Origin of the sequence: Halorubrum sodomense (assembly GCF_900111935.1) — an archaeon.
Lineage (GTDB): Archaea > Halobacteriota > Halobacteria > Halobacteriales > Haloferacaceae > Halorubrum > Halorubrum sodomense.
The window spans coordinates 415,148-428,871 of the sequence record NZ_FOYN01000003.1 but is presented as its reverse complement, the minus strand read 5'-3'; the positions used below and the strand labels follow the sequence as shown (position 1 = coordinate 428,871).

Genomic DNA, 13,724 nt, shown 5'->3' with positions numbered 1-13,724 from the left:
CCGCATCCGCTACCGGTCCGCGTCGTCGTTTCCGTCGATTTCCCGCCGCTCGCTGTTGACTCCCCGCCGCCCGCCGTCGATTTCGCCGACCTCCCGGCGCTCCCCGTCGGCGTCGTCGTTCGAGTACTTGTACACGACGCCGTCCGCCTCGTCGTCGGTCGCGTTGTGCGAGCCGTCACAGAGCGGCTTCGCGTCCGACAGACCGCACTGACAGACGTAGATCAGGCCGTCGTCGCCGGCGTCGGACTCGTCGAGTATCGCCGGTCCGCGCTCCTCGTGCGTCACTTCGCGCGCCATAGTCGTCGATCGGTGCGCACCCGAATACGGCTTGCGGCCGGCACCGCGACAAGGCATATACCGCTCATTAGGTAACGGGGTCCGGGATGCCGACAACCGAACGGACTACCGTCCGCTCGCTCGTGACCCTCCCCGCGGGCTGGCTGCCGGTCGTCGTCGCCTCCGGGAGCGGCGCGGCGCTGCTCGGACTGGCGTCGGCCTGGATCGGTCTCGTGACCGCCGGCGTGACGCCCGGCGGTTCGGAGGTGGCTCGGTGGACGGTCGGGGGTCCGATCTCCGCGGTCGAGGGCGCGATCTGGTTCCTCTTCGACGCGCACTGGGTTCGGATACGAACGGGCCCCGGACTGGGGACCACGATTTTCGGCCGGCCGCTGGTACAGGCGGACGCCGCGCTGTGGCCGCTCCGCGGGGTCGTGGCGGTGATCGGAGTCGCCGGTGCGGGCGCGGTCCGGTACCTCGGGACCACCGACCCGCTGACGGGGGCCGTGACCGGGGCGGGTACGGCGCTGGGGTACCTCCCGACGATGCTCGCGCTGCGGTGGATCTCGCGCGTGCCGCTCACTCGCCACGCGGCCGACGGGGCCGTTCCGATATCGGACGCCGACGGGATTCCGGTGTCGCAGGCGACGGGCGTGTCCGCCGGGCCCGACCTCGTCGCGGCCCTCGTTCTCGTCACGGGACTGAGCGTGACCGTCGGCGGTCTCGCCGGCGCGGCGGCGGCGGTCGCGGCCGGCGACTGACGGCCGGTGCGCTCGTTCCGGATGGCACCCGAACGCCCGCGAAACGCCTATATACTATACCTCGCTCAGAAGCCGTCGATTACCCGCTCGTCGCCGCTCAGTCGACTCGATCGGCAATCCCGAATTGTACAGGGTTGTACACGGCAGTTTCGGGCGTGTCCCTGGGACGCCAAACACACGAACATTTAAGTATTCGGATCCCTTACCGTAGGGTGAGGAAAACACCGAGATCCGTCTCTCGGTTTCGTCTTTCCCTCCACGCACCAAACCAATGAGCGAGAACCTTCGAACGTACACGACCGAGCAGGACGAGAGCGAGACCGAGTCGGAGAGCGAGACAGAGGAGCTGCAGTGCCCGGAGTGCGGCGGCCAGTTAGCGACCGACACGGAGCACGGCGAGACCGTCTGTGTCGACTGCGGGCTCGTCGTCGAGGAGGACGAGATCGACCGCGGGCCGGAGTGGCGTGCGTTCGACTCCAAGGAGAAGGACAACAAGTCGCGGGTCGGGGCCCCGACGACGAACATGATGCACGACAAGGGGCTCTCGACGAACATCGGCTGGCAGGATAAAGACGCCTACGGCAAGTCGCTGTCCAGCCGCCAGCGCGAGAAGATGCAGCGGCTCCGCACCTGGAACGAGCGGTTCCGCACCCGCGACTCCAAGGAGCGCAACCTCAAGCAGGCGCTCGGCGAGATCGACCGCATGGCCAGCGCCCTCGGCCTTCCGGACAACGTCCGAGAGACCGCCTCGGTCATCTACCGCCGCGCGCTCGACGAGGACCTGCTCCCCGGCCGCTCCATCGAGGGCGTCTCGACGGCGTCGCTGTACGCCGCCGCCCGGCAGGCGGGGACGCCGCGCAGCCTCGACGAGATCGCGGGCGTCTCCCGCGTCGAGAAGGACGAGATCGCCCGGACGTACCGCTACGTCGTCCGCGAGCTCAAGCTGGAGATCCAGCCCGCCGACCCCGAGAGCTACGTCCCGCGGTTCGCCTCCGACCTCGGCCTCTCCGACGAGGCCGAGCGGCGCGCACGCGGCCTGCTCGACACGGCGAAAGAACAGGGGATCCACTCCGGGAAGTCACCGGTCGGGCTCGCCGCCGCCGCCGTCTACGCCGCCTCGCTGCTCGTCAACGAGAAGGTGACCCAGAGCGAGGTCAGCGAGGTCGCGAACATCAGCGAGGTCACCATCCGGAACCGGTACCACGAGCTCCTCGAGGCCGAGGACTCGGTCGCGCTGAACTGACGCGTCGCTCCGCGTCCGTGCGTCGCGGCGTTCGGAGGTCGCTCCCGGTTTCAATCGCCTCTTTCGCCCTCCCAGTAGTCCACCTCGTCGCCGATCCGATAGTACCCCGACAGCGACCGCTCCTCGCGGCCGCCGGGCGGCGAGCCGACGTACACGCCGAACGTCTCTGAGTCCGGGTACACGGTCACGTCGGGCTCGCGCATCGTCGAGACGACGAGGTAGCGCAGGACCTCGTCGCCGTCGTTGACGACCCGGTGCGCGCCCGAGGCGTCGGCGGGGAACGCGGCGTACTCCCCCGGTCGAAGCGGGTGCGCCTCGTCGTCCAGACGCAGCGTCCCCTCGCCCGCGAGGACGTACAGGGCCTCCTCGTTGGCCGTGTGGTAGTGGTACGGCCACGAGCGCTCCCCCGCCGGCAACTCGTAGAGGCTACAGCCGAGGGCGTCGCCGCCCGCCGCCTCGGCCAGCTGCTTCCGCCGCCAGGCGGCGTCGTCGGCGTCGGGCGTCGTCCACGACAGGTCGTCCGCGTTTATCGGTGGCATGGACGACCGTTAGGAGGGAACGCCAAAGTCGTTCGCGTCGCCGGGGGAACGTCCGCTGTCCGGCCCCTCGGCCCGGCGCGGTCGGGAGCCGAAACCGCGAAGGCGGCGCGTCGCCACCGCACCGTATGGAGACGACTCGCCACTTCACGGCGACGACGTACATCGTCAACGACGGGGCGACCGCCCTTCACCAGCACGAGCGGCTCGGGATCACGCTGCCGCCGGGGGGCCACGTCGACCGCGACGAGCTCCCCCACGAGGCCGCGCGCCGCGAGGTCCGCGAGGAGACGGGGCTGACCCCCGAGCTGATCGCGACGGCGTCGGAGATTACGGGCCCGAACACCCGCGGGCTCCCGGAGCCGGCCCACCTCATGCTCCACGACATCAACGTTCACGAAGACGGGTCGGTGGGCCACCAGCACGTCGACCACCTCTACTACGCCCGGGTCGACTCCCGAGCGATCGCTCCCGACGGCGACGACGAGGTCGACCCGACGCAGTGGCGGTGGTACACCCCCGAGGAGCTCGCGGCGAGCGACCTCCCGGAAGACGTCGTCGACCTCGGTCGGGAGGCGATCGCCGCCGTCGACGGCGACTGAGCGGTTCGGACCGTCGAGCGGTCGAACGGAACCGCCGTCGTTCGACGCGGACCCGGAGTCGAGGCGTCAGACGGCCGTCTCACGCTCCGGAAGGTATTTGGGTCGGTGTTGGCGACGTAAACGCAGGATGGACGCACAGCGACGGGAAGCGATCGCCGAGTGGGACGACCGCTCGTTTTCGGACGGGTTCGCGGGGCTCCGTCGGATCGTCGACGACGGGTTCTCCGGTGCGGCGACCGACGGGACCGGTTGGCTGTTCTTCGTCGGCGGGCGCGTCGTCGGCGTCGCGGACGCGACGCTCGACGCCTTCGCCGACGCCTCGGGGACCGTCTACCGGGCCCCGGACGACGCGCTCCCGGTGCTCTTCGCGATGCAGGAGCTCGACGGCGAGCCGCGGGCGAAGTACTACACCAAGGACACGCCGCTGGCAGAGGCGGACCGCAAGCTCTCGCAGGGCGGATTCACCGGCTACATCGAGCTGTCGGAGAACGTTCTCTCGGGCGACTACTACGTCGCCTACACGGGCGGCGAGTCGATGGCGGCGGCGTACGTCGGCAACGCGAGGCGGCTGGAGACGGGCGACGAGGCGTTCGACCTCGCCGCCGACGAGGTCGGCATCTACACCGTGTACGAGGTCGAACTCGACGTTCGCGACCTCCCGGACGGAGACGGTGCGGGCGAGGCGAGCGGCACTACCGACTCGACTGACCCGACCGACTCGACCGACTCGACTGACCCGACCGACTCGACTGACCCGACCGAACCGCATCGATCGACCGCCGCCGCGGACGGAGAGCCGATTGACGAGACTGCGGGCGTCGGGAGTGACGACGAGACTGCGGGCATCGGGAGTGACGACGAAACGGAGACCGCGGATCGAGGCGACGACGATCCGCCGCGCGCCGTCGGCTCCGCCTCGAGCGCCGGCCGAGACGGCGACTCGACGGCGCCGACCCGAGGGGATGAGCCGACGGGCGCCGACGCGGGCCCCGTCGCGGACGAATCCGACGACGCCGATGCGAGCGGGGAGGCCACGGATGCGGACGACGCGCCGACGTCCGGTGCGGTTCAGATCGGAGACGCCGAGTCCGCCGACCGGGACACCGAGGAGGCAGGCGCGCCCGACCCCGGGCGACGGCCGCCGAGGGACTCCGACCGAGGCCCGACAGCGGGCGCCGCCGACTCGAACGCCGGCGACGCGCCGGACGCGGAAGACGTCTTCTCGGAGGAGGCCGAGTGGCGGGAAGAGAAGTCGATTCCGGCGCTCGACCCCTCCGAAGCGGGCGGCGAGCCCCGAACGACCGACGACCGACGCACCGGATCGTCGGGGCGCTCTCGGTCGGCTGACGACCGCGGTCGGTCCGAACGGAGCGAGTCGAGCGAGGCCGGCGGGTCGCCGTCGCCGCGCTCGACCGCCCAGTCGGCGTCGGGGCCGTCGGCGGTCTCGAAGCGCGAGGGGCGCGACGCGTCGAGCGACGCGGCCCCCGAGCGGGTCCGGAAGCTCGAGACGGCGCTCGAGGAGACGGAGACGGAGCGGCAGTCGCTCGCCGACGAACGCGACCGGCTGGCCGCCGAGCGGGACGAGATCGAGACGGAACGCGACGAGTTGGCCGACGAGGTCCAGCGGCTCGAATCGGACGTGGACGACCTCAGGGAGGAGCGCGACCGCCTCCGTCGCGAGCTCTCGAACGCGAGGGAACGGCTCCCGGACGCGGACCGGACGCTCACGCCGTCCGAGGCCCGGAACGGGACGAACCTGTTCATCAGGTACGACTCGAAGGAGGGCGCGACGCTGGCCGACGCCCACGAGGGAAGCGTCGACCGCGAGGCGCTCCGCGAGAACCTCCGGGTCGAACACCACACGAGCTTCGAGACGGACGGCCTCGCGGTCGACGGACAGCCGTTCGAGGAGTTCTTAGCGGACACCATCGAGTACGGCTTCACCCGCTGGCTCGTCGAGGACCTCCCGTTCGAGGTCCGCGGCACGGGCAACGAGGGGACCCTCCGCGACCTCTACGACGCGCTGCCCGAGGTCGACCGCGCCGAGATCGGCGGGACGGTGTCGATCGAACTCCGCGAGGGCGGCGAGGAGACCCGCGAACAGCGCGCGTTCGACCTCGTGTTGCGCGACCGGATGGGCCACCCCCTGTTCGTCGCCGACCTGAACGACAGTCGGGACCCGACGCCCGAGGGGACGCTGGAGTCGCTCGTCGGGAACGGGCGCGACATCGCGGCGTCGAACGAGACGTTCGCCGGAGCGTTCGCGGTGACGGAGAGCTTCTTCGAGCCGGGGGCGTTAGAGACCGCGAGCGACGCGGTCGGCGGCGGCCTGTTCAGCCGGTCGAAGCGAGCGAGCTTCGTGAAGCTCTCGCGCAAGCAGGGGTTCCACCTGTGTCTCGTCGAGGCGCGCGACGGCGGGTTCCACATGACGGTTCCGGACCTGTAGCTGCCGCCGAGCGGTTCGGACTCGCGGCTACGCGGGGAGCGAAAGCGCGGCAGTCACGTCGGCGGGCGAAATCGAAATTCAGGTCAGTTCTCCAGTTCGGCGGCGTCGTCGATCCGCATGGAGCCGAGCTTCTCGACGGTCTCGTCGAGCTTCTCGTCGAGCTCGTCGACGAACTCGTGGGTCCGCTCCGTGGTGATCGCGCCCTGGCTGGACGGCTCGATGAGGTTCTCCTCCTCGAGGACGCGCAGCGAGTACCGCACCTTGTGGTGCGGGTAGCCGGTCTCGTTCGACATCTTCACGATGCCGATCGGCTCGTTTTCGATGACCATCCGTAGGACCTGGAGGTGACGCTCCAGCATGTCTACCTCTTTCTCTAGTCGATCTATCATGGCACATGTTAACTCGTCATGCCCCCGTTTAAAAGTTGCTGTCGGCGGCCGGCACGGACCCGGTAGATCGCGTGACCCAACGCTTTGACGTGACAGTAGTTAACGTGTTCGATCCCGCCACGGCGGACGGGGACCGTACCGCGACGGAGGAGACCGAAGCTGACGCCGCGGAGCGAAGTCGAGTAAATACACGAACGGGAGTATTCCCATCAGTGTATCGTGTTTGTGATCCATGTCTGTGGTGGTCTCGTGGTCCCAGACCGTAATCGGTTTTACCCCCCGCCGGGAATCGGCAGGTCGTATGACACTCACCATCGTCGGCTCCCAGCTCGGCGACGAGGGCAAGGGCGCGCTCGTCGACCGATGGGGAGGGGACGCGGACGTCGTAGTCCGTTATCAGGGCGGCGACAACGCCGGTCACACCGTCGTCGAAGGCGGCGCGGAGTACAAGCTCTCGCTGGTTCCCAGCGGCGCGGTCCGAGGCACGGTCGGCGTCCTCGGAAACGGCTGCGTCGTCAACCCGAACACGCTGTTCACCGAGATCGACGACCTGCGCGAACGGGGGCTCGATCCGGACGTGCGAGTCGCCCGCCGCGCCCACGTCATCATGCCGTATCACCGCGTGCTGGACGGGATCGAAGAGGAGGTCAAGGCCGACGACGACGCGGGCGACGAGGTCGGCACGACCGGCCGCGGCATCGGCCCGACCTACGAGGACAAAGCCGGGCGTCGCGGGATCCGGGTCGCCGACCTGCTCGACCCCGACGCGCTCCGCGAGAAGCTCGAGTACGTCGTCCCGCAGAAGCGCGCGCTCGTCGAGGACGTGTACGGGATCGACCTCACGGGCAGCGAGGCGCAGAGCGCCCCCGGCAGCCGGACGCAGTCCGGCGGCGACGACCGCGCCGAGGCGTTCGACGTCGACGCGCTCCACGAGGAGTTCGCCGCGATCGGCGAGCGCCTCGCCGACGAGGGGATGACCGTCAACTGCTCCGACTACCTCCACAGCCGCCGCGAGGCGGGCGACGAGATCCTCTTCGAGGGCGCACAGGGTACCCACATCGACGTCGACCACGGGAACTACCCGTTCGTCACCTCCTCGAACCCGACCGCCGGCGCCGCGGCGGTCGGCTCGGGCGTCGGCGTCACGACCGTCGGCGCCGGCGAGGTCGTCGGCATCGTGAAGGCGTACCTCTCCCGAGTGGGCGAGGGGCCGATGCCGACCGAGCTCGACGGCGACGCCGACGAGGAGGCGCTCGCCGACGAGATCCGCGAGAGGGGCGGCGAGTTCGGCACCGTCACCGGGCGCCCGCGCCGGATCGGCTGGCTCGACCTCCCGATGCTCCGCCACGCCGCGCGCGTCTCCGGGTTCACCGGGGTGGCGGTCAACCACGTCGACGTGCTCGCCGGGCTCGACGAGCTGAAGGTGTGTACTGGCTACGAACTGGACGGAGAAGCGCTCGACACCGTGCCCACCACCACCGACCGCTGGGAGCGCTGCGAGCCGGTCTACGAGACCCTCGACACGTGGGAGCCGTTCGACTCGGCCGCGGTCGCCGAGGCGGGCTACGACGCCTTACCCGAGGCGGCCCGCGAGTACCTGGAGTTCGTCGCCGACGAGATCGACACCCCGGTCTACGCCGTCGGCGTCGGCCCCGACCGCGAGGAGACGGTCGAACTGACGAACCCGTTCGAGGCGTAGGGCGCGGCCGACGGCGACGGGGCAGACGTCGGACCCGCTCGCCCGTGCGAACGACCGTCGCGGCCGGCCGACGTTTTTGAGGCCGGAACGCGAACCGCCGCTATGGCGCAGCCCTCCAGCGATCGCTCGGATCCCGACTCGCTGGAATCGCTCGTCGAACGAACCGCCTCGCACCTCGGGCGGCTGCTTCCGCTCGCGCTCGTCCCGCTGGCTACGGCGCTGTTCCGCGCCCGGGAACTGCTCGCGACGGGACGGACGAACGGGGTCTCGCTCCGCGCCTCGTTCCCCGTCTACCGGTACGACCTCTGGAGCTTCGTCGACGCGCCGCGCGGCGGCGGCGTGACGGTGTCGCTCCCGTTCGGGGCCGTCGATCCGCTGCCGCTCCTCGTCCCCCTGATCGGCGCGTACGTCGTCGTCTCCGGCGCGTTGAGCGCGGGGTATTTCGGGAGCATCGCGGCCGGGATCACGACCGGTCGGTTCGACTTCACCGCCGGCGTCCGGCGGTTCGGCGTCCGGATGATCCTCCTCGAAGCGCTCGTGGTCGCCGCGCTCGTCGCGCTGTTCCTCCCGTTGGTCGTCGTCCCGCCGCTGTTCGTGGTCGCGGTCCTCGCGGCGCTCGTCGTCTCGTACCTGTACTTCCCGACCGTCTACGTCATCGCCCTGGAGGACCGCGGGATCGAGTCCGCTGCGCGGCGGGCGCGGGCGCTCGTGGACGAACACCGACCGCTCGGCTTCTTCCTCGCCGTCGCGGTCGTCACGGCGCTCTGTTCGGTCCCCGTGAGCCTCCTCGCGCACGCCGGCCCCGGCGGCGCGGTCGCGGCCGCGGTCGTCGCCGCGCCGCTGGGGCTCGCGTTCAACGTCGCGACCGCGCTGAAGGTCGCCGAGATGGCCGGGATCGAGACCGTCGGGTAGCGGTCGTCGGTCGTCGACCGAGCCGTTCGCTCACTGCGGGTCGACGGCGTTCAGCGTCGCCAGGTCCTCGTCGGTGAGCGTCAGATCCGCGGCGGCGAGGTTCGACTCGAGGTGCTCCACGCTCGACGTGCCCGGGATCGGGAGCGTCATGTCGGAGTGGTCGAGCAGCCACGCGAGCGCGACCTGATGCGGCGTGGCGTCGCGGCGCTCCGCGACCTCGTCCAGCGCGTCGCCGGCGTCCCCCTCGTCGACTGCGTACATCGGGCCCCACGGGATGAAGCCGACGTCGCGGCGCTCGCAGGCGCGCAGCACGTCCTCGTCGTCGCGGTGGCCGACGTTGTAACGGTTCTGGACGGTGGCGATATCGACGATCTCCGTCGCCGTCTCCAGCTGCTCGACGGTGACGTTCGAGAGGCCGACGTGGGCGACCTGGCCGGCGTCCTTCATCTCCGCGAACGCGTGGACCGACTCCTCGAAGTCGGTGTCCGGGTCCGGCCGGTGGTACTGGTAGAGGTCGATGGTGTCCGTGCCGAGCCGGTCGAGGCTACACAGCACCTGGTTCTTCAGGAAGTCTGGGTCGCCGTGGGGGAGCCAGTCGCCCTCGCGGTTGCGGAGCAGTCCGGCCTTCGAGGCGACGACGACGTCGTCGGGGTCGCCCAACGCCTCGCCGATGAGCCGCTCCGAGACGCCCGGGCCGTAGGAGTCGGCGGTGTCGACGAAGTCGACGCCGCGGTCGACCGCGCGCCGGAGCACGTCCTTCGCCGCCGCCTCGTCGTCCGGGCGGCCGACGATATCCTCGCCCGTGACCCGCATCGCGCCGAAGCCGAGGCGGTTGACTGTCAGTTCGCCGCCGACGTCGAACGTCTCGCGTCCGCCGGTGGTGTTGGAAGCCATGGGTCACCGATCTCGCGCCACGCGGAAAGCCGTGGGGATGCCGGAAGGAGAGGGAGAGGAGCAGCAGTGAGCGGTCAGGGCGGGAGGTGTCGGTCGTACACGTTCCGGCGGTGACCGACGGCCTCGACGCGGATGAGGTCGGCGCTCCGGTCCCACGTGACGATGGCTCGGTAGTCTCCGGCTCGGAGCTTGTGGTACGGGTAGCCGGAGAGCGGTTCCAACCGGTGCTCGGTCCACTCCGTCGCCTCGTCGACCTTGTTCATAATCCGGTCGGCGGCCTACGGATCGAGTGATTCGAGGTGAGAGAGCGCCTGTTCGGTGTACTCGACCTCAGTCATCCAGGCCCAGTCGCTCGCGTCCCTCGTCGGCCGACACCGTCTCGTCGCGTTCCGCCTGCTCGCGGCTCTCCGCCAGATCAGACAGCGTCTCCTCGGAGAGCGTCACCGACGGGTCCACCCAGTCGCGCAGCGCGTCGCGGATCGCTTCGGACTTACTCGCGTACCCCCGCCGTTCCCACTCCTCGTCGATACGGTCCAGCAGGGACTTCGGAACCCGGACGTTAATCTTCTCCATCCGGTCGTCGCCCGCGTCTGTGTCGGTGCTCATATCGTGTGATACAGTGGTACCACTGAAAAGCGTTCGGGGCGCACGCACCCGACGCCCCGCCGCTCGTCCGTGTTGCGCCCGTCGCTACTCATAAACCGCCCCCGCGCGATCGTGAGGTATGGACGCCGAGCGCGAGGTACTCGACGTGTTGGCGCGGAACGCCCGCGAGGACATCGACGACATCGCGGCCCAGACGGGCCTCGACGCGGCGGCGGTGGCGGACGCGATCGACGCGCTGGAGTCGAACCGCGTCGTCCACGGCTACCAGGCCGTGATCGACTGGGACCGGGTCGACGAGGGGAAGATCCGCGCGGTCGTCGAGATCAACGTCGAGCTCGACCGCGAGACCGGCTACGAGCAGGTGGCCGACCGGATCGCGAAGTTCCCCGCGGTCGACGCCCTCCACCTCGTCTCGGGCGACTACGACTTCGCCGTCGAGGTGCTCGGCGAGAACATGCAGGACGTCTCCGAGTTCATCTCCGAGCAGGTCGCGCCGATGCCGGCGGTGACCCAGACGGTGACCCACTACATCATGGAGACGTACAAGGACGGCGGGATCCGGTTCGAGGACGGCGACGGCGACGACCGCCTCTCCGTGTCGCCATGAGGCTCTCGGACCGCGCGCGCACCCTCCCGGAGTCGGGGATCCGGAAGTTCTTCGAGCTCGCGGAGGCGCGCGACGACGTCATCTCGCTCGGGGTCGGCGAGCCGGACTTCTCGGCCCCGTGGACCGCCCGGACCGCGGCGATCGACTCGCTCGAACGCGGGAAGACCTCATACACCGCGAACCGCGGGATGGCGGCGCTCCGCGAGCGGGTCGCCGACCACCACGAGCGCTACGATCAGTCGTACGAGCCGGAGTCGGAGATACTGGTCACCACCGGCGCGAGCGAGGCGGTCGACCTCGCGTTCCGGGCCCTGGTCGACCCCGGCGACACGGTCGCCGTCCACGAGCCGACGTACATCTCCTACGGCCCCGGAATCGAGCTCGCCGGCGGCGAGCAGCTGACGGTGCCCACGCGGGCCGCGGACGACTTCGCGCTCACCCGCGAGGCGCTGGAGGCGGCCGGCGCCGCCGAGGCCGACCTGCTGGTGTGCTGTTACCCGAACAACCCCACGGGCGCGACGATGACCGGCGAGCAGTTGGCCGAGGTCGCCGCGTTCTGCCGCGACGAGGACCTCCGCGTCGTGGCCGACGAGATCTACGCCGCGCTCACCTACGGGACGGACCACGCCTCGATCGCGACGCAGCCGGGGATGCGCGAGCGGACCGTCGTCGTCAACGGCTTCTCGAAGGCGTACGCGATGACGGGGCTGCGGCTCGGCTACGCGCTGGGCCCGACCGACGCCATCGACGCGATGAACCGCATCCACCAGTACACGATGCTGTCGGCGCCGACGACGCCGCAGTACGCCGCCATCGAGGCGCTCGACCGGTGCGACGACGAGGTGACGGAGATGGTCGAGGAGTACGACCGCCGGCGGCGGCTGGTCGTCTCCCGGTTCAACGAGATGGGCCTCGACACGTTCGAGCCGGGCGGCGCGTTCTACGCGTTCCCCGAGTGCGGCGGCGACGACGAGGCGTTCGCCGAGGCGCTGCTGGAGGCGGAGGGCGTCGCGGTCGTCCCCGGCTCCGTCTTCGGCACGGGCGGCGAGGGCCACCTCCGCGTCTCGTACGCGACCTCGATGCGCGAGCTGAAGGAGGCGACCGACCGGGTCGCGGCGTTCGTGGAGGGCCGATGATCGACAGGATCTGGCACGGCTGGACGACTCGGGAGAACGCGGACGAGTACGAGCGACTGCTCCGTGAGGAGATCCTCCCCTCGTTCGCGGACGCGGACAACGACGGCTACCGGGGCGCTCGAATACTCCGCCGCGAGGCCGACGCCGACGAGGTCGAGTTCGTCACGATCCTCCGGTTCGACTCGGTTGAGTCGGTGAAGCGGTTCGCGGGCGAGGAGTACCGCGACGCGCACGTCCCGGACGCAGCCCGCGAGGTGCTGAAGCGGTACGACGACCGCGCGCGCCACTACGAGGTGCGCGAGGAGCGCGAGTACTGAGCGGCGGTCTCGGATCGCTCCGCCGCCGGAAACGCGGCACAAATAAACGAACAACTCTTCTCGAATTCATCGCTGTTCGCCAACGATTATCACGTTCGATCCTGTTCGTCGGGACATGGAGTTCCAACTGACCGACGAACAGAAACAGCTTCGCGAGGAGGTGCGGAAGTTCGCGGACGAGGAGATCCGACCGGTCGCGACGGAGTACGACGTCGACGAGGCGTACCCCCACGAGGTGATGGAGAAGGCGGCCGACATGGGGCTGCTCGCGCCGCACGTCCCGGTCGAGTACGGCGGGATCGGCTACTCCTCGCTGGAGAACGCGATCCTCACCGAGGAGCTGTTCGCCGCCGACCCGGGGATCGGGCTCTGTATCTCCAGCGCCGGCTTCGGCGCGGAGGCGCTGATGGAGTTCGGCACGGAGGCACAGAAGGAGCGCGTCCTCCCCGAGGTGACCGCGGGCGACGCGGTGATGGGCTCGGCCATCTCGGAGCCGCAGGCGGGCTCGGACGTCACCTCGGTCGCCACTCGGGCGGAGAAGGACGGCGACGAGTGGGTGATCAACGGCTCGAAGATGTGGATCACGAACGGCACCGTCGCGGACTACTTCGTCGTCGTCTGCGAGACGGACCCCGAGGTCGACGACCGCTACTCCGGGTACTCGCAGATCCTCGTCGAGGGCGACCGCGACGGGCTCACCCGCGACAAGATCACCGGCAAGCTCGGCATCCGCGCGAGCGACACCGCGGAGCTGCGGTTCGACGACGTGCGAGTCCCCGAGGAGAACCTCATCGGTCAGCGCGGGATGGGGTTCCTCCAGCTGATGCAGTTCTTCGACGAGACCCGCACCGCGGTCGCCGCGCAGGGCGTCGGCATCGCCCGCGGCGCCGCCGAGCGCGCGTTGGAGTACGCCGAGGAGCGCGAGCAGTTCGACCGCCCGATCAGCGACTTCCAGGCGATCAAACACAAGCTCGCGGAGATGCACACGAACACCGAGGCCGCCCGCTGGCTCACCTACCGCTCGGCGTGGGCGGTCGACAACGAGGCCGGCGACCTCACCGCGCTCGCGTCGATGGCCAAGGAGTTCGCCTCGCGCACCGCGGTCGAGGTCGCCGACGAGGCGGTCCAGGTCCACGGGGGCGCCGGCTTCGTCAACGACCACGACGTCGAGCGGCTCTACCGCGACGCGAAGATCACTCAGATCTACGAGGGCACCACGGAGATTCAGAAGAACATCGTCGCCCGCGAGCTGCTCGACGAGGGGATGTAACCCCGCCGTCGGGAGGACGCGTCGGGAGCG

At 70.0% G+C, this 13,724-nt stretch carries 16 protein-coding genes; 10 read left to right on the top strand and 6 right to left on the bottom strand.

The features are described from left to right. Nucleotides 1-9: 9 nt before the first annotated feature. Nucleotides 10-297 carry a CDGSH iron-sulfur domain-containing protein gene (locus tag BM286_RS11570; RefSeq protein WP_092922334.1) on the bottom strand — a complete coding sequence of 96 codons (288 nt, stop codon included), beginning with the start codon at nucleotides 295-297 and terminating at the stop codon, nucleotides 10-12. Between the two features lie 86 nt (nucleotides 298-383). Here BM286_RS11570 and BM286_RS11565 point away from each other — a divergent pair, with 86 nt between their 5' ends. Together BM286_RS11565 and BM286_RS11560 are read left to right on the top strand one after the other, a co-directional pair. Continuing rightward, nucleotides 384-1,037, top strand: coding sequence for a hypothetical protein (locus BM286_RS11565; RefSeq protein ID WP_092922331.1), 654 nt, complete (start codon nucleotides 384-386; stop codon nucleotides 1,035-1,037). A gap of 271 nt (nucleotides 1,038-1,308) precedes the next feature. Further along, nucleotides 1,309-2,280, top strand: a complete 972-nt coding sequence (locus BM286_RS11560; RefSeq protein WP_092922328.1) for a transcription initiation factor IIB — start codon at nucleotides 1,309-1,311, stop codon at nucleotides 2,278-2,280. Nucleotides 2,281-2,330: 50 nt separating this feature from the next. Here the strand turns inward: BM286_RS11560 and BM286_RS11555 are convergent, their stop codons facing one another. Then, nucleotides 2,331-2,819 (bottom strand): cupin domain-containing protein, encoded by a 489-nt coding sequence (locus BM286_RS11555; RefSeq protein WP_092922325.1) that lies wholly within the window; start codon nucleotides 2,817-2,819, stop codon nucleotides 2,331-2,333. A 125-nt stretch (nucleotides 2,820-2,944) separates the two neighbouring features. Between BM286_RS11555 and BM286_RS11550 the strand changes: the two genes are divergently transcribed. Both BM286_RS11550 and BM286_RS11545 read left to right on the top strand, forming a co-directional pair. After that, entirely contained in the window at nucleotides 2,945-3,418 is a 474-nt protein-coding gene (locus tag BM286_RS11550; protein ID WP_092922321.1) for an NUDIX hydrolase, read from the top strand. A gap of 127 nt (nucleotides 3,419-3,545) precedes the next feature. Next, the gene (locus BM286_RS11545; RefSeq protein WP_092922316.1) at nucleotides 3,546-5,864 is read left to right on the top strand and encodes a DUF7527 domain-containing protein; all 2,319 of its coding nucleotides are present in this window, start codon (nucleotides 3,546-3,548) and stop codon (nucleotides 5,862-5,864) included. A gap of 83 nt (nucleotides 5,865-5,947) precedes the next feature. Here the strand turns inward: BM286_RS11545 and BM286_RS11540 are convergent, their stop codons facing one another. Beyond that, nucleotides 5,948-6,253 (bottom strand): hypothetical protein, encoded by a 306-nt coding sequence (locus BM286_RS11540; RefSeq protein ID WP_004595838.1) that lies wholly within the window; start codon nucleotides 6,251-6,253, stop codon nucleotides 5,948-5,950. A gap of 301 nt (nucleotides 6,254-6,554) precedes the next feature. Between BM286_RS11540 and BM286_RS11535 the strand changes: the two genes are divergently transcribed. Continuing rightward, nucleotides 6,555-7,952 carry an adenylosuccinate synthase gene (locus BM286_RS11535; RefSeq protein WP_092922313.1) on the top strand — a complete coding sequence of 466 codons (1,398 nt, stop codon included), beginning with the start codon at nucleotides 6,555-6,557 and terminating at the stop codon, nucleotides 7,950-7,952. Nucleotides 7,953-8,054: 102 nt separating this feature from the next. After that, entirely contained in the window at nucleotides 8,055-8,864 is an 810-nt protein-coding gene (locus BM286_RS11530; protein ID WP_092922310.1) for a hypothetical protein, read from the top strand. 30 nt (nucleotides 8,865-8,894) lie between these two features. On the opposite strand, the gene BM286_RS11525 is transcribed toward BM286_RS11530, so the two are convergent. The 3 genes from BM286_RS11525 to BM286_RS11515 form a co-directional block, all read right to left on the bottom strand. Continuing rightward, nucleotides 8,895-9,758, bottom strand: a complete 864-nt coding sequence (locus BM286_RS11525; protein WP_092922307.1) for an aldo/keto reductase — start codon at nucleotides 9,756-9,758, stop codon at nucleotides 8,895-8,897. Nucleotides 9,759-9,832: 74 nt separating this feature from the next. Next, nucleotides 9,833-10,021 carry a type II toxin-antitoxin system RelE family toxin gene (locus BM286_RS11520; RefSeq protein WP_241989412.1) on the bottom strand — a complete coding sequence of 63 codons (189 nt, stop codon included), beginning with the start codon at nucleotides 10,019-10,021 and terminating at the stop codon, nucleotides 9,833-9,835. Nucleotides 10,022-10,088: 67 nt separating this feature from the next. Then, nucleotides 10,089-10,364 carry a ribbon-helix-helix domain-containing protein gene (locus BM286_RS11515; protein ID WP_092922304.1) on the bottom strand — a complete coding sequence of 92 codons (276 nt, stop codon included), beginning with the start codon at nucleotides 10,362-10,364 and terminating at the stop codon, nucleotides 10,089-10,091. Nucleotides 10,365-10,482: 118 nt separating this feature from the next. Between BM286_RS11515 and BM286_RS11510 the strand changes: the two genes are divergently transcribed. From BM286_RS11510 to BM286_RS11495, 4 genes are all read left to right on the top strand, one after another. Then, nucleotides 10,483-10,971: an Lrp/AsnC family transcriptional regulator gene (locus BM286_RS11510; RefSeq protein WP_092922301.1), complete on the top strand. Its 489-nt coding sequence runs from the start codon at nucleotides 10,483-10,485 to the stop codon at nucleotides 10,969-10,971. Beyond that, nucleotides 10,968-12,107 (top strand): pyridoxal phosphate-dependent aminotransferase, encoded by a 1,140-nt coding sequence (locus BM286_RS11505; protein ID WP_092922297.1) that lies wholly within the window; start codon nucleotides 10,968-10,970, stop codon nucleotides 12,105-12,107. Before BM286_RS11510 ends, BM286_RS11505 begins: the two co-directional genes overlap by 4 nt. Next, nucleotides 12,104-12,424 carry an antibiotic biosynthesis monooxygenase gene (locus BM286_RS11500; protein WP_092922294.1) on the top strand — a complete coding sequence of 107 codons (321 nt, stop codon included), beginning with the start codon at nucleotides 12,104-12,106 and terminating at the stop codon, nucleotides 12,422-12,424. The genes BM286_RS11505 and BM286_RS11500 overlap by 4 nt, the downstream gene beginning before the upstream one ends. A gap of 115 nt (nucleotides 12,425-12,539) precedes the next feature. Further along, nucleotides 12,540-13,694, top strand: coding sequence for an acyl-CoA dehydrogenase family protein (locus tag BM286_RS11495; protein WP_092922291.1), 1,155 nt, complete (start codon nucleotides 12,540-12,542; stop codon nucleotides 13,692-13,694). Nucleotides 13,695-13,724: the final 30 nt, after the last annotated feature.

What these genes read in the sequence shown, in the direction of transcription:
- BM286_RS11530 (WP_092922310.1), top strand. Translation starts at nt 8,055, where the DNA reads ATGGCGCAGCCCTCCAGCGATCGCTCGGATCCCGACTCGCTGGAATCG.
- BM286_RS11565 (WP_092922331.1), top strand. Translation starts at nt 384, where the DNA reads ATGCCGACAACCGAACGGACTACCGTCCGCTCGCTCGTGACCCTCCCC.
- BM286_RS11510 (WP_092922301.1), top strand. Translation starts at nt 10,483, where the DNA reads ATGGACGCCGAGCGCGAGGTACTCGACGTGTTGGCGCGGAACGCCCGC.
- BM286_RS11515 (WP_092922304.1), bottom strand. Translation starts at nt 10,364, where the DNA reads ATGAGCACCGACACAGACGCGGGCGACGACCGGATGGAGAAGATTAAC.
- BM286_RS11505 (WP_092922297.1), top strand. Translation starts at nt 10,968, where the DNA reads ATGAGGCTCTCGGACCGCGCGCGCACCCTCCCGGAGTCGGGGATCCGG.
- BM286_RS11495 (WP_092922291.1), top strand. Translation starts at nt 12,540, where the DNA reads ATGGAGTTCCAACTGACCGACGAACAGAAACAGCTTCGCGAGGAGGTG.
- BM286_RS11525 (WP_092922307.1), bottom strand. Translation starts at nt 9,758, where the DNA reads ATGGCTTCCAACACCACCGGCGGACGCGAGACGTTCGACGTCGGCGGC.
- BM286_RS11535 (WP_092922313.1), top strand. Translation starts at nt 6,555, where the DNA reads ATGACACTCACCATCGTCGGCTCCCAGCTCGGCGACGAGGGCAAGGGC.
- BM286_RS11520 (WP_241989412.1), bottom strand. Translation starts at nt 10,021, where the DNA reads ATGAACAAGGTCGACGAGGCGACGGAGTGGACCGAGCACCGGTTGGAA.
- BM286_RS11500 (WP_092922294.1), top strand. Translation starts at nt 12,104, where the DNA reads ATGATCGACAGGATCTGGCACGGCTGGACGACTCGGGAGAACGCGGAC.
- BM286_RS11545 (WP_092922316.1), top strand. Translation starts at nt 3,546, where the DNA reads ATGGACGCACAGCGACGGGAAGCGATCGCCGAGTGGGACGACCGCTCG.
- BM286_RS11540 (WP_004595838.1), bottom strand. Translation starts at nt 6,253, where the DNA reads ATGATAGATCGACTAGAGAAAGAGGTAGACATGCTGGAGCGTCACCTC.
- BM286_RS11570 (WP_092922334.1), bottom strand. Translation starts at nt 297, where the DNA reads ATGGCGCGCGAAGTGACGCACGAGGAGCGCGGACCGGCGATACTCGAC.
- BM286_RS11560 (WP_092922328.1), top strand. Translation starts at nt 1,309, where the DNA reads ATGAGCGAGAACCTTCGAACGTACACGACCGAGCAGGACGAGAGCGAG.
- BM286_RS11550 (WP_092922321.1), top strand. Translation starts at nt 2,945, where the DNA reads ATGGAGACGACTCGCCACTTCACGGCGACGACGTACATCGTCAACGAC.
- BM286_RS11555 (WP_092922325.1), bottom strand. Translation starts at nt 2,819, where the DNA reads ATGCCACCGATAAACGCGGACGACCTGTCGTGGACGACGCCCGACGCC.